11 protein-coding genes and 1 pseudogene are annotated in these 14,203 nt (G+C 51.9%); 10 read left to right on the plus strand and 2 right to left on the minus strand.

Features of this window, described 5'->3' with window-relative positions:
- The 6 genes from TJ79_RS19075 to TJ79_RS28585 all read left to right on the plus strand — a co-directional run bounded on the left by TJ79_RS19075 (position 1) and on the right by TJ79_RS28585 (position 6,414).
- On the plus strand, positions 1-891 hold the full coding sequence (locus TJ79_RS19075; protein WP_202903343.1) for an EFR1 family ferrodoxin: 891 nt from the start codon (positions 1-3) through the stop codon (positions 889-891).
- Between the two features lie 176 nt (positions 892-1,067).
- Entirely contained in the window at positions 1,068-1,877 is an 810-nt protein-coding gene (locus TJ79_RS19080; protein WP_040951943.1) for a basic amino acid ABC transporter substrate-binding protein, read from the plus strand.
- A gap of 115 nt (positions 1,878-1,992) precedes the next feature.
- On the plus strand, positions 1,993-2,640 hold the full coding sequence (locus TJ79_RS19085) for an amino acid ABC transporter permease (RefSeq protein WP_040951963.1): 648 nt from the start codon (positions 1,993-1,995) through the stop codon (positions 2,638-2,640).
- A 13-nt stretch (positions 2,641-2,653) separates the two neighbouring features.
- On the plus strand, positions 2,654-3,376 hold the full coding sequence (locus TJ79_RS19090; protein ID WP_040951964.1) for an amino acid ABC transporter ATP-binding protein: 723 nt from the start codon (positions 2,654-2,656) through the stop codon (positions 3,374-3,376).
- A gap of 209 nt (positions 3,377-3,585) precedes the next feature.
- Positions 3,586-4,350: a sugar phosphate isomerase/epimerase family protein gene (locus TJ79_RS19095; protein ID WP_040951965.1), complete on the plus strand. Its 765-nt coding sequence runs from the start codon at positions 3,586-3,588 to the stop codon at positions 4,348-4,350.
- Between the two features lie 357 nt (positions 4,351-4,707).
- A complete protein-coding gene (locus TJ79_RS28585; RefSeq protein ID WP_081757011.1) occupies positions 4,708-6,414 on the plus strand; it encodes an endo-1,4-beta-xylanase in 1,707 nt (568 codons plus the stop codon).
- Between the two features lie 132 nt (positions 6,415-6,546).
- On the opposite strand, the gene TJ79_RS19105 is transcribed toward TJ79_RS28585, so the two are convergent.
- Positions 6,547-6,981 carry a hypothetical protein gene (locus tag TJ79_RS19105; RefSeq protein ID WP_040951944.1) on the minus strand — a complete coding sequence of 145 codons (435 nt, stop codon included), beginning with the start codon at positions 6,979-6,981 and terminating at the stop codon, positions 6,547-6,549.
- Positions 6,982-7,452: 471 nt separating this feature from the next.
- Between TJ79_RS19105 and TJ79_RS19110 the strand changes: the two are divergent.
- The 4 genes and pseudogenes from TJ79_RS19110 to cydC all read left to right on the plus strand — a co-directional run bounded on the left by TJ79_RS19110 (position 7,453) and on the right by cydC (position 13,611).
- Positions 7,453-8,867: pseudogene (locus tag TJ79_RS19110) on the plus strand (cytochrome ubiquinol oxidase subunit I).
- Positions 8,860-9,876 (plus strand): cytochrome d ubiquinol oxidase subunit II, encoded by a 1,017-nt coding sequence (cydB, locus tag TJ79_RS19115; RefSeq protein ID WP_040951945.1) that lies wholly within the window; start codon positions 8,860-8,862, stop codon positions 9,874-9,876. The pseudogene TJ79_RS19110 and the gene cydB overlap by 8 nt, the downstream one beginning before the upstream one ends.
- Before the next feature lies 1 nt (position 9,877).
- Positions 9,878-11,824: a thiol reductant ABC exporter subunit CydD gene (cydD, locus tag TJ79_RS19120; RefSeq protein WP_052339760.1), complete on the plus strand. Its 1,947-nt coding sequence runs from the start codon at positions 9,878-9,880 to the stop codon at positions 11,822-11,824.
- Positions 11,824-13,611, plus strand: a complete 1,788-nt coding sequence (gene cydC, locus TJ79_RS19125) for a thiol reductant ABC exporter subunit CydC (protein ID WP_040951946.1) — start codon at positions 11,824-11,826, stop codon at positions 13,609-13,611. Before cydD ends, cydC begins: the two co-directional genes overlap by 1 nt.
- Positions 13,612-13,664: 53 nt before the next feature.
- Here the strand turns inward: cydC and TJ79_RS19130 are convergent, their stop codons facing one another.
- Positions 13,665-14,003, minus strand: coding sequence for a hypothetical protein (locus tag TJ79_RS19130; RefSeq protein WP_040951947.1), 339 nt, complete (start codon positions 14,001-14,003; stop codon positions 13,665-13,667).
- Between the last annotated feature and the right edge of the window lie 200 nt (positions 14,004-14,203).

Raw genomic sequence — 14,203 nt, forward strand, 5'->3', positions numbered from 1 at the left:
ATGATGGGAATTCATGCGGACCGGATACGATCTGTCGGCATCTTTTATTTTTCCGGCACAGGGAACACGGAAATGGTTGCGGATTTGTTGAAAAAGGAGTTTATTCAGCAAGAGCTTCAAGTAGACTTAATCCGAATGGAAGATGGTTTAAAGAACGGCTTGGATATGAACATTGGATATTATGATATAATCGGGCTTGGGAGTCAAATTATCGGATATGGAGTTCCCAAAATTGTGCATGATTTTATCCGGCTTCTTCCCAAAGTGGATGGTAAAGACGTTTTCATTTTCCGAACGGCGGGCGGTGTCGCTCCGGTCAACTACAATGCTTCAAAACCGATGATAAAATGGCTCGGCAAAAAGGGGTATCAGGTATATTATGAAAGGATTTTTTCAATAAGCAGCAACTGGATTGCCAAATTCGACGATGAAGTTACCCGTCAACTCTATAAGGCTACCAAAGAAAAAATCGGACTTATGTGCGGTGAACTGTTGAGAGGCGAAAGACGAATTTATATAACCGGCCTAGGATTGCGATTGAAAATGGGTTCTATAAGAACGATTGCATCGCCTATATTCCAAATTATCGGGAAAGATTATGGCGTGAGCAAAACGTGTGTGCGTTGCGGACTGTGCGTCAAAACATGTCCGTCGGGGAACATCCGCATGAAAAAGGGGACGATCAAATTTGGGTTCAACTGTAATTCCTGCATGAGATGCCTGTACATATGCCCCCAAAAGTCCATCCATTTCAGGCTGTTTAAATTTTTCCGCGTTCCGGGTGAATATAACGTTAAGAAGATCCTTGAGCAGCCTGGCAACGGCGCTCCATGCATAGAAGGGCGCATACCACCGTTTTTTCACAAATATGTTCATGAAAAAGAAATGTAATCCGAATACAGCTTGCCGTGGTTTGATGCCGGCAAGCTGTATTTCGTTACCTCGTCACCATAGTGACGTCAAGTTTTCTTACAAGTTTGCTAAAAAAACATTTGTCCTTTTGCAAATATGCTGATAAAATCACTTTAATGATTTACCGCAATAGTTATTTTTAGGGGGTATTGCCAATGAAAAAAGGTATGATTTTCTTTTTCTGTTTAATGATTGCAGCAGCCCTGACAGCTTGCGGCACAAAAAGCGACAAGGAAACAAGCGCCGGTGCGGGAGATCATGTATACAAAATCGCGACGGACGCCACCTATGCACCCATGGAAAGCATGGACAAGAGCAAAATCGTCGGCTTTGACGTCGATTTTCTCGCTGCGGTGATGAAAGAGGCGAATTTGAAGTACACGCTCTCGAATATCGGCTGGGACGGAATGCTTCAAAGTGTAAAAGCAGGATCGTACGACGCAGGGATCTCCTCCGTATCGATTACCGACGAACGCAAGCAAACCTATGATTTTTCGATGCCTTATTTTGAATCTACAAATATGATTCTCGTAACTGATGGTAGCCCCATTCAAAATGCACTGGACTTGAAGGACAAGAAGGTTGCGGTTCAAGGTCAAACCACAGCAGATACGCTGATGAGCGATATCATGGGAGCGACCAACACCAATCTGAAAAAATTCGAAAGCAACGTACTGGCATTCATGGAGCTGGAAAACCACGGCGTTGACGCGGCTGTGGCGGATATCGCCATCGTGCGGGAATACGTGAAGAACAACCCGAAGAAGAAATTCATCGGCATACTCGACAAGGAAAATTTCCCTTCCGAGTATTACGGCATTCTGCTGCCGAAAAACAGCGAATTGAAGGCGAAGCTGGACCCGGCCATAAAGAATGTAATCAGCAATGGGAAATACGCCGAAATTTATAAGAAATGGTTCGGCGAAGAGCCGAATACCGATACGCTGTTGAGCGCCAAGCCTTAACAAGGGTTTGGTGGAATGAGAAGGAGGCGTGTGCCGCCGCAAGGCGCATGCCTCTTGTTTTCGTTAGGTAACGCCTTTCAGAAAGGACATCCATATGGCAGATTTCACTTTAAACATCGATTTCAGGTTTGACATCATTTGGGAATACTTGCCTCTGCTGCTTAGAGGAACCTTGCTCACCGTGGGATTATCGGTGGCTTCGATTTTGCTCGGCTCGATTCTCGGTCTGGGCGTCGGCTTCGGGAAAATGTCCAAACGTGCGCTTTTGCGCATACCGATGCTTTGTTATGTGAATTTCTTTCGGGGAACACCGCTTTACGTGCAGATTTTGATTGTGCATTTCGGACTGATTCCGGCCATCATCGGTCATACCAATTCCATCGTCTCGGCGATTACGGCCCTATCTCTCAATTCAGCGGCCTATTCTGCGGAAATTTATCGCGCCGGTATCCAATCCATCGATAAAGGCCAGACCGAGGCGGCTTACTCCTTGGGAATGAGCCACATGCAGACGATGCGCCACGTCATTTTGCCTCAGGCGATCAAGCGGATGATTCCGGCTTTCGGCAACGAGTTCATCATGCTGGTCAAGGACTCTTCTCTCATCGCCATTGTGGCTGCGCCAGAAATTATGTACTGGAGCAACGCTATGCGCGGCCAATACATGCGGATCTGGGAGCCTTACCTGACCGCTTCGCTCATCTACTTTATTTTGACGTATTCGCTTAATAAGCTTCTTCTTTACATTGAAAGGAAGGTGTAGCCTCATGGAGTCGATCATCGAGGTAAGCCATCTATATAAAGCCTTTGGCGATAACACGGTGCTGCAGGACGTTTCGGTGAATATCGCTCCCCAGGAAGTGGTGGTTGTCATCGGACCATCCGGATCGGGAAAATCCACTTTTCTGCGTTGCTTGAACCTGTTGGAGAGGCCGGAACGGGGCGACGTTCGCATCGAAGGCCAGTCTCTTATGGATAAGAAAACAGGAATTTCCGAAATCCGCACGGAAGTCGGCATGGTGTTTCAACAGTTCAACCTATTCCCCCATAAAAAAGTCATCGACAACATCACCATGGCGCCGATGCTCGTCCGCAAATGGCCGCAGGAAAAGGCGCGTAAAAAAGCGATGGAGCTGCTCGAAAAGGTAGGATTGGCGGAAAAAGCGGATGCGTATCCGACATCCTTGTCGGGAGGGCAATCCCAGCGGGTAGCCATTGCCCGGGCTTTGGCGATGGAGCCGAAGATCATGCTGTTTGACGAACCGACTTCCGCCCTCGACCCGGAGATGGTAGGCGAAGTACTGGCCGTTATGAAGCAGCTGGCTCGGGAGGGGATGACCATGGTGGTAGTCACCCACGAGATGGGCTTTGCCAGAGAAGTGGGCGACCGGGTGATTTTTATGGAGCAAGGCAGTATCGTGGAAGAAGCTTCACCCCAGGAGCTATTCGGGAATCCAATGCAGGAGCGGACTCGCGAATTTTTATCCAAGGTCCTTTAATTGCATAGTTAGGATACAGTTGGCTGGCATCCCGTTCTTGGGGTACAGCCAATTTCCATGTAGTTCAAAGCGCGCAGACTGGTTGGTTTCGTAGTGTAATGGCAAAAACGCAGAAGAATGTCCCAAAAAGCAGAATGGTTTTTGCTTGTCCGCTCAGTATAATAGGTGATGATAGATCAACTATTAGAACACACGGGATGGTGAGCAAATTGGCAAAACCGATAGTAGGATTGCAGCTCTATACGCTCAGAGATCAAACGGAGAAGGATTTTATCGGAACCATTCGCAAAGTTGCTGATATGGGATATAAGGCAGTGGAATTTGCCGGTTATTATGGAGTGCCTGCGAAAGAACTGAAGTCGCTGTTGGACGAGCTTGGCCTGGAGGCTCCTTCCGCTCACATCGGACTGAATTGGGAAGAACCGGACAAGCTGGAGTCCGATCTGGCCGCGCAAATCGAGTATGCCAAGGAAGTCGGACTTTCCTACATCGTGACGCCTTGGGCGCCGCTGCCGGAAGTTCCAACGATGGAGGATGTGCGCAAGCTGGCTGCCACGCTGGAAAAAGCAGGTAAGATGGTAACGGCGGCTGGACTCGGCTACGGCTACCATAACCATGACTTCGAATTCAAATTCGTGGAAGGCAAAACCATCATGGACCATCTCTTGGAAATCGTGCCGGCTGAGCTGCTCGTCGCGGAATTCGATCTGGGCTGGGTTCACATGGGCGGCCAAGTGCCGGTTGACTACGTTACCCGTTACGCCGGACGCGTGCCGCCGGCTCACTTCAAGGACTTCGGCGTCGGCACACGGGATACGGAAGTCGGCCGCGGCGTCGTCGATCTGAAGAGCGTCCTCGGCGTTGCCGAACAATCCGGCATCAAGTACTTCATCGTCGAGCAGGAAGAATTTACTTCCTCTTCTCTGGAAAGCGCCAAGCTTTGCCTGGATTTCTTCCGGGAGAACGGGTTTTAAGGAAGTTTCTATCGTAATCATGAACGAGAGGGCCTCTTGATCAGCGAGGGGCTTTCTCTTTTTTTTCTTCCAATTGACCTCTTTGATTTATGATCAAATCCACCCTGATCGAATCTCTCTTTGGTAACCACGGCTGGGTAGATTACGAATCTGAATATTCTATATTTTCTCAAGAAAGTCCTATAGATTTCCAAGTGAAATCAATACAAGGGAATTCCTATAATATGGGATGTAAGCGCTATCTAATCTAGTAGCAAAAAGGGAGGTTGAGAGACTCGTTGAACGATTCGAACAGCCGGAATCGGCTCTGGCGTAAGATTCGCAACAAACTATCCAATTTGGCGAGGAGGAAAGATGATGGCAAAGGCAAGGTCAAAGGTAGGGATTCTGTTTCTTGCATTCGTTATGACGGCAAGCTTTTTTTTGTTCGCGCCGCCGCAAAAAGCAAACGCGGGACTGGCGTCCGGTTCCAAGTTTTTGGGCAACGTAATCGGCAGCAGCGTACCTTCCAACTTTGCGACGTACTGGAACCAGGTAACACCGGAGAATGCGACGAAGTGGGGTTCCGTTGAAGGAACCCGCAACACCATGAGTTGGTCGCAGGCGGATACTGCATACAACTACGCGAAAACAAACGGCTTTCCGTTCAAATTTCATACACTCGTATGGGGCAGTCAAGAGCCCAGTTGGATTTCCGGTTTGTCAGCGGCTGATCAGCAAGCGGAAGTGATCCAGTGGATTCAAGCGGCGGGGCAAAGATACGGCGGCTCCGATTTCGTCGATGTTGTGAACGAGCCGCTGCACGCCAAACCATCTTACCGCAATGCTATCGGCGGCGACGGCACGACAGGCTGGGACTGGATCATCTGGTCATTCCAGCAAGCCCGGCAGGCCTTCCCCAATTCCAAATTGCTGATCAACGAATACGGCATTATCGGCGATCCCAGTGCTGCAAGCCAATATGTCGCCATCATTAATCTGCTGAAGAGCAGAGGCTTGATAGATGGCATTGGCATCCAGTGCCATTATTTCAATATGGATAGCGTGACGGTCAGCACGATGAACAGTGTGCTCACCACCCTATCCGCCACTGGCCTGCCGATCTATGTCTCGGAATTGGACATGACAGGCGACGATGCTACCCAGCTTTCGAGATATCAACAAAAATTCCCGGTGCTGTGGGAAAACGCAAACGTGAAAGGAATTACGTTGTGGGGCTATATTCAGGGCCAAACCTGGGTGGATGGTTCGTACTTGGTTACCAGCTCCGGAACGGAACGTCCCGCCATGACTTGGCTGAAGCAATATCTTGGCGGCGGCGGAACACAGATTCCGGCTGCGCCTGCGGGCCTTACGGTGACGGCGGGCAACGCTCAAGTTGCGCTCAGTTGGACGGCTTCGAGCGGTGCGGCAAGCTATACGGTAAAGCGGGCGACGACAAGCGGCGGAACCTATACGAATGTGGCGACAAACGTCACCGCAACAAGTTACACGGATACCGGACTGACCAACGGCACGACGTATTATTATGTAGTTAGTGCATCCAACAGCGCGGGAACAAGCGCCGATTCCGCGCAGGTGAGCGCAACGCCGAGCGCCGGCAGCGGAGGAACGAGCGGGCTTGTGGCGCAGTACAAGGTGACCAACACCAATGCCACCGATAATTCCATAGGCGCGACCTTCAACATCAAGAACACAGGCTCGACCGCCGTCAGCTTGAGCGGAGTGAAGCTTCGCTATTACTTCACGAAGGATACGTCAGCCGGGTTAAATGTCTATGTGGACTACGCGCAATTGGGTTCTTCCAACATCAGCGGCGCCTTCACAAGCGCGACGGGCACGAACACCGATACGTACCTGGAGCTGTCGTTCGCATCCGGGGCGGGGACGCTCGCGGCGGGCGGACAAACTGGTGAGATCCAAATCCGCATTGCCAAGTCCGATTGGTCGAACTTTAACGAAACCAATGACTATTCCTACGACGGAACGAAGACGGCTCTCGCCGACTGGAATAAGATCACGCTGCTGCAAAGCGGTACGGTTGTATGGGGTGTCGCTCCTTAACCATTTCGTCCAGCCGGAATGCAGAGACTAGGTTCATTCCTGCTTTCACAAAAGAAAAGCCGTTCCCATTGTCAGAAGGGAATGGCTTTTCTGCGTATTACGATTATTATGGCGGCAAAATCCTCGTGCCCGCTATAGGGTCATCTTCGTATGTACGCTATTTGCGATGATGCCCGGCAGTTCCGCCAGTTGCGCTTGATAGACTTCCGGGGTGAGACTTCCGCTGGCAAGTCGAGCGTCCAACTGCTGGGTAAGCTCGTTCAATTGCATATCAATCAACTGATCCACATTCCCTGTGGGGGTCGCCATTTCGGCTAATGATTTGCCGTCGTACAAGGCGGCGTACATCTCTTCATCGGAGGATACGCCGAGAATGCTATGAAGCTTGTCTTGAGATTGATGAGTTGCGGATTTTTGAACGGTCGACTTTTCCTCGGCCTCGCTGCCTGTACCGATACTGGCCGTGCGAATGGAAAGGGCTGCCGGTGGTTGAGAAGCGGATACCACTCCACTGAAGCTTATGGCTATAAACATCGTGCCGGCAATGAGGTAATATTTTGGACTCATTAACGCGACCTCTTTTCTGATTTCTGAGTAGATTTGGGTGAGATAAGGCATATTACGTATGGGCGATCTTTCGGTTTCATAAAAAATCCATAAGATTTTGTGTTGTATTTCACGTTCGTCTGAGGTATAGCTACATTTTACAATGGATACATATGGGAAAAATATCCTGATAAGACATCATGGCAATTGAATTGTTCTTGAAAAAAAGTAGAGTTTCCGTGTGCGAAAAGTCGCTCAAGTTGGCGAAAAATCTGAATATTTTCGGAGATTTTGCCGCGATATCCAGAGGTCATAAAAGTTTTGTCAGAGCCTGATCTGTAAAATTAGATACATTCTCCAATTCCAATTGTGACCAACTATCGAAATTTCGCATATTAGCCACGTGTGTGAAAAACATCACTAATTTTACGGTCTCTTCTTTCTTATAATAATTATAGTTTGGTTTAGAAGTATGCTGAAGGGGATGAAATTTTGGATAACCTGGATCTTGCAAGATTGCAATTCGGCGTCACAACCGTGTATCACTTCCTGTTTGTGCCGCTGACGATTGGCCTGGTCTTTCTGATCGCGATTTTAAACACGATCTATGTTGTCAAAAAGGACGACAACTACAAGGTAATGGCACAATTTTGGGGAAAGCTGTTCCTGCTTAATTTTGCTGTTGGGGTTGTGACTGGGATTATGCAGGAGTTCCAGTTCGGCATGAACTGGTCGAATTACTCCCGATTTGTAGGAGATATCTTTGGCGGACCGCTGGCGGTGGAAGCGCTGGTGGCATTCTTCATGGAGTCGACCTTCCTCGGCGTGTGGATATTCGGTTGGGATAAGCTTTCGAAAAAATCCATCTTGCCTCCATCTGGTTGGTCGCCGTAGGAACGATGATCTCCGCATTATGGATCCTTACGGCCAACTCTTTTATGCAAGAGCCGGTTGGGTATGCCCTTCGCAATGGACGAGCCGAGATGGTAGACTTCTTTGCTCTTCTAGGCAATCCGCAGTTGTGGTATGAATTCCCTCACGTCCTGTTCGGCGCTCTGCTGACCGGTTCATTTTTTGTAGCTGGAATCAGCGCCTTCAAGCTGCTGCGCAAGCAGCAAGTGCATCTCTTTAAATCCTCCTTTCAGATTGCGATAGTCGTTGGCTTGGTCTCCAGCATCCTGGTTGCCCTTGCGGGCCATAGTCAAGCGCAGCATCTGATGGAAACGCAGCCGATGAAGATGGCCGCTTCCGAAGCCCAATGGGAGACTTCTGGGGAAAGCGCGCCGTGGACGCTGTTCGCCGTCATCGATACGGATGAACATAAAAATTCCGGAGCGCTGGAAATTCCCCATTTGTTCAGTATTCTCGCGTACAACAAAATCAACGGTGTCGTTCCCGGCATCCACCAGCTTCAAGCCGAGTATGAGGCGAAATACGGACCCGGCAATTACATACCTCCTGTAAAAACGACCTTCTGGAGCTTCCGCATCATGGTGTTCGCAGGCGGAATCATGATTCTGATGGCGCTTTACGGAACGATCATGACGATGCGCAACAAGCTGGAAGGACGCCGCATTTTCCTGAAGATGATGCCTTGGGCAATCGCACTGCCCTATATCGCCAACACGACCGGTTGGATCATGACCGAGGTTGGCCGCCAACCCTGGATCGTCTTCGGTTTGCAAAAGACGCCGGACGGTGTGTCACCAACAGTATCCACCGGCATGGTGTGGTCATCGTTCCTCGGATTTACGCTGGTTTATGGCATTTTGGCCATTGTGCTAGTCTATCTGTTCATTATCTCGATCCGTAAAGGTCCGGATATGGGCGGACATGGGGATTCTTCAGCCCGTGAACCTATGCTTTACGATAATCAAGACGGCAAGGGGGCTGAGGTCCATGCTTGATCTGCAAACCCTATGGTTTATTCTCATCACAGTATTGTTTGTCGGGTTTTTCTTCCTCGAAGGCTTTGATTTCGGGGTCGGCATGCTTGTGCCTTTTCTAGGTAAAACCGATCAAGAGCGCCGTGTCACCATCAACACCATCGGCCCGGTCTGGGATGGTAATGAAGTATGGTTTATTACGGCTGGCGGCGCAATGTTTGCGGCTTTCCCCAACTGGTATGCCACGTTGTTCAGCGGTTTTTATATCGCGCTGTTTGTACTCTTGCTGGCGCTTATCGGCCGCGGCGTCGCTTTTGAATTCCGCAGCAAGTTGGAAAATCCCCGTTGGCGCGCCACCTGGGATTGGATCATTTTCGTCGGAAGCCTGCTTCCTCCGCTTCTGTGGGGTGTTGCTCTTGCCAATCTGATGGCCGGTGTGCCTATCGACGAAACGATGAATTTTGTCGGAAACTTTTGGGATTTGATCAGCTTTTATTCCATTACAGCCGGCGTAGCCATGACCTTGTTGTTCCTGCTGCATGGCGCTCTTTATTTGGCGCTCAAAACCGAGGGCGTGCTGAAAGAAAGAGCCTATGCCGTAGCCAACGGGGTTGGACCTTGGACGACGGCAGTGCTGGTGCTGTTCATTATTCTCAGTTATTTTGAAACCGATATGTTTACCCGCCATGGCATCAACCCCGGCGCGGTTCCGGTTCTGGCCGGCTTTGCGCTCTTCTCGGTGCAGTATTTCCTGCGGGCGAAGCGGGAAGGTTGGGCGTTCATTATGACGGGCATAACGATTGTTCTCTCTACGATTACGGTGTTTAACTCGCTGTATCCGCGGGTGATGATCAGTTCTTTGAATCCGAAATGGTCCCTTACCATACACAACGCCTCTTCCAGCGAATATACGCTGAAGGTGATGTCCATCGTCGCCCTGTGCGCTGTACCGATCGTGCTGGTTTACCAAATTTGGACGTATTGGGTATTCCGTAAGCGGGTCAGTACTTCGGACCACCTGGATTATTGATATGATGAAAAGGCTGCTGCAAGCCGCTCCCGCGGCCCGGATGCTGCTGATTGCCAGCATCTGTTTAGGGCTTGCGGGAGGCGTGCTGATTATACTTGAAGCGTCATGGCTGGCGCGCATTACGGACCGGGCTTTCCTCAGAGGAGAGACCCTTGCCGCGCTGCTTCCCGCCATGGGCGTACTGCTTACTTGGATCGTGCTGCGGGTTTTGGTGCAAATTGTCAGCGACCTGGCTTCTCTGAGGTTTGCGGCGGACGTAAAAAACGACTTGCGTAAGATGGTCGTCCGCAAGCTGGCGGAGTTGGGTCCGGCTTATGCGAAGAAAGAACGGAGCGGAGAGATCCTTTCCACTCTATACGAAGGCATCGAGCAGCTGGAGACGTATTTGGCCCGCTATTTGCCGACGATGGCGCTCAGTACCCTGCTGCCGGTTGCCGTTTTATGCGCCGTTGCTCGCTTGGACTGGACGACGACCATCGTGCTCGCCATCACTTTCCCCTTTTTGATCTTGTTCATGATCCTCATCGGCAAGACCGCCCAAGCCAAAACCGAGCGCCAATATAAGGCGCTCGGCTTGTTAAGCGGACACTTTTTCGATGTGCTGCGGGGGCTTCCTACCCTTAAAATCTTTAACCGCAGCCGCGAGCAGTTGGCCGTGATCGAACGAATCAGCGAGCGGCACCGGAAAACGACCATGGGCACGTTAAGATTGGCGTTTTTGTCCGCGTTGGTCATGGAGCTGTTTTCCACCTTGGGAACCGCCGTGGTTGCCGTTTTTCTGGGACTCCGGCTCGTATCCGGGGATATTGCCTTTTATAATGCGTATGCCGCGCTGCTTTTGACGCCGGAGTTTTATTTGCCGGTGCGGGCATTAGGAACGCAATTTCATTCCGGCATGAACGGCCGGATCGCGGCGGAACGGATTTTGGGCATCCTTGAGGCTGAGCCTCCGGGCTGGACGGAACGGGATGGGGCGATTACGCTGCCGAAGCCGGTTGCGACTGAAGCCGGCGGAGCAGGCAGCTATTCGATTGCTTTTGACCGGGTAGGATTTCGTTATCCGGATGTGGCGGCGGATGCGCTGGAGGACGTAACCTTCACGGTGGAAGCCGGCAAGCGGATTGCCGTTATCGGCCATACTGGAGCCGGGAAAAGCACGCTGCTGGATTTGCTGCAAGGTTTTATCAAGCCGACGGAAGGCAGCATATGCATCGACGGGGCGGATATCAGTCAGCTGTCCATAAATTGGTGGAGAAAACAAACGGCCATTGTCGCCCAGCAGGTGCATCTTTTTCAAGGTACGGTGCTGGATAACTTGCGGCTGGGCAAACCGGATGCTTCTATGGAGGAAATCGTCGCGGCGGCCAGACGGGCGCAAGCCGACGAATTTATCAACCAATTGCCTGGGGGGTATGCGACGCGAATCGGCGAAGCGGTACGCTTTAGCGGCGGCCAGATGCAGCGGATCGCCATTGCCCGGGCAATTTTGAAGGATGCGCCAGTATTGTTGCTGGACGAACCAACAGCTCGGCTGGATATGGAAAACGAAGCGAAGGTCCAGGCGGCTTGGGATGAAGTATGCAGGGGCCGTACAGTGATAATGGCGGCTCACCGTTTGGATACGGTGCGTTCCGCCGATTATATGATCGTTTTGGAAAGCGGCCGGATTATCGAGGCGGGCAAACCGGAGGAACTGTTGGAACAAGACGGCGTTTATGCCGCTATGATGCGAGCCTATGAAGAAGCGGCGGCTGCACCGGAGGATCTGGGAACGGGTGCTGTTGAAGGAGCTGACCGCTCTGCATGGCAAACAATAGCTGAAGAAGAAACCGCCGCAGTCGAGCCGATGTCCGCAAGTGATCGGAGAGCTGTGGAGAAGGATCAAGATAGCGTCAGCCGGAAGCCCGGAGAAGGAGTTTTGGCGCAGCTAGAGGAGGTGAAGGGCTGATGGACACGTTTCGCAAGTCAGTGAGTTTTGTCCGTTACTATAAAGGTAGAACGATTCTGGCCGTGCTTATCGGCTTTCTCACAGTTGCGGCCAATATCGGCCTCATGGCCACCTCCGGCTACTTGATCGCCAAGGCGGCTCTTCGCCCTGAAACAGTGCTGCTCCTTTGGGTACCTATTGTCGGCGTGCGTTTCTTTGGGATTTCTCGGGGAGTGCTGCGTTATTTGGAACGTCTCGTTTCCCATGACTTAACCTTTCGCGTGTTGTCCCGGATTCGGGTATGGCTGTACGCCCGATTGGAGCCGCAAGGCACGTCTTTGCTGGAGACTCGCCGCAGCGGCGATGTTCTCAGCTCCGTGATCAGCGATGTGGAAGAGATGCAAAATTTATATTTGCGGGTGCTTGCGCCGCCAATGATTGCAGGATTATCGATTGTGCTCAGCGTCAGCATCCTCTCGGTCTATCACGTCTCCTTTGGGCTGATTCTTCTAGTCATGCTGTTGTTGGCTGGTTTGGCGGTTCCCCTCGTCAGCCATTTTATCGGGCGCAAACACGGCGCGGCGATGGTTGCCGATCGGGCGGATTTATATGCAGATACCGCCGATTTGATCATGGGGATGCCGGAGCTTTTGGCATACGGCCAAATGGATGCGGCCATCGAGAAGCTGGAACAGACACAAGGCCGGATGAATGCCGGTCAGATTAGTCAAAACCGGTTGACGGCCGCCACCGGCGGCATTATAACAGCGTGTTCCCACATCGCGATGTGGATGATCATGCTGGCGGCGATTCCTTTTGTCGCCAGCGGGCGTATGAGCGGCGTTTATTTGCCGGTGGTGGCCATGGTGGCCTTAGCCAGCTTCGAGGCCATCGGGCCGATCCCTCAGGCGTTCCAGCACTTTGGCCGCACCATGGCGGCGGCTCGCCGCCTGTTTGCGCTGGCGGGCGATGCCCCGCCGCGTGCAGCGGCGGCTGCGCCCGCGTCTGCGGCAGCGGCTTCGCTGCCGCAGAGCGGCCATGCCGGCGGGCTCGCCGCCGGCGGCTTCGAGATCCGCATGCGCGACATCATCTTCCGCTATGCGGAAAATGATGCCGACGCTCTCGCGGATCTCACGCTCACGCTTCCCCCAGGCCGCCATGTGGCGGTGGTGGGGGAAAGCGGAGCGGGCAAAAGCTCCCTCATCCAGGTGCTGCTGAAGCTTCGCCCGTATCAACGGGGAACCGTTGAAATGGGCGGCATCGATCTTCAGCAGCTGGATGAGGGGGAAGTGCGCGAGCGCTTCGCGGTGGTCTCGCAAAACGTGCAGCTGTTTAACGCCTCGGTGGAGGAAAATCTGCGTCTGGCGAAGCCATCCGCCACCGCCGAGGAGCTGGAGAAGGCCGCCCGGCAGGCGCAAATTCACGAGACGATCATGCAGCTGCCCGATGGCTATCAGACACTGATCGGCGAATGGGGAGCCAAGCTCTCCGGCGGCGAGCGCCAGCGGCTGGCTTTGGCTCGGGCGCTGGTAAAGGATGCGCCGGTTGTGTTGTTTGACGAGCCGACTACGGGGCTTGATGCCGTTACGGAACGGGCGTTCCTGCAGCAGATGGATTCGGTGCTCAAAGGAAAAACGGTGCTGTGGATCACCCACAGACTTACCGGACTCGAAGCCATGGACGAGATTATCGTTCTTGGCCGCGGACGGGAGCAGGAGCGTGGCACTCACCGGGAGCTGCTGGCTCGGGATGGTGCTTATAAGCGGCTCATTCGTCTGCAGCAGGAGAAGAAGCTGTTGGCGGATTAACTCTTTTGCAGCAAAAAAAAGAAACAGCTCCGCCGCGATGGCTGGAGCTGTTTTTACTTTTCATGCGGCGGGATGAGATGGCCCTTCCCTAGTGTTCTGTACATGTCGATCACGGTTTTTCTGTCGTACAACTTAAGACGGAATTCCTGCGTCGATTGCAAGGTGATTTTGAGTCCGTCGGGAATAAGGAAGAAGCTCGAATACGGCGTGATTTGCGCGATATCCTCGTGAAGGATTTCGATATTGGTGGATGCGGACTGGTACTTTTTTGGCTGGAAAACGGTTCTTTGACTCAGAATGATCAAATCGCCGACGACTTGCTCACGCAAGTTGTAAAGCGTTGCTTGTCTTTTCAGCAATACGGTATCCGGGTTGAACCGATCTATGCCCATGCGCTTCCATCCCCGCTTCGTTGATCGTACGTTTGTCCTGTCATCCATTCTATTCGGTTTTTTTCTGCAAATTCCTTGCTGACTAATCAGCAGTTGGCCGGGGGATAACATACAACGATCACAAAGAGAATGTGGACAAAAGCCGGTACCGATGGCACTATTAACAGTATGGGCGTTCGTTTTTGGCAGGAGATCGGCTG

Source organism: Gorillibacterium massiliense, from assembly GCF_000455485.1.
Lineage (GTDB): Bacteria > Bacillota > Bacilli > Paenibacillales > NBRC-103111 > Gorillibacterium > Gorillibacterium massiliense.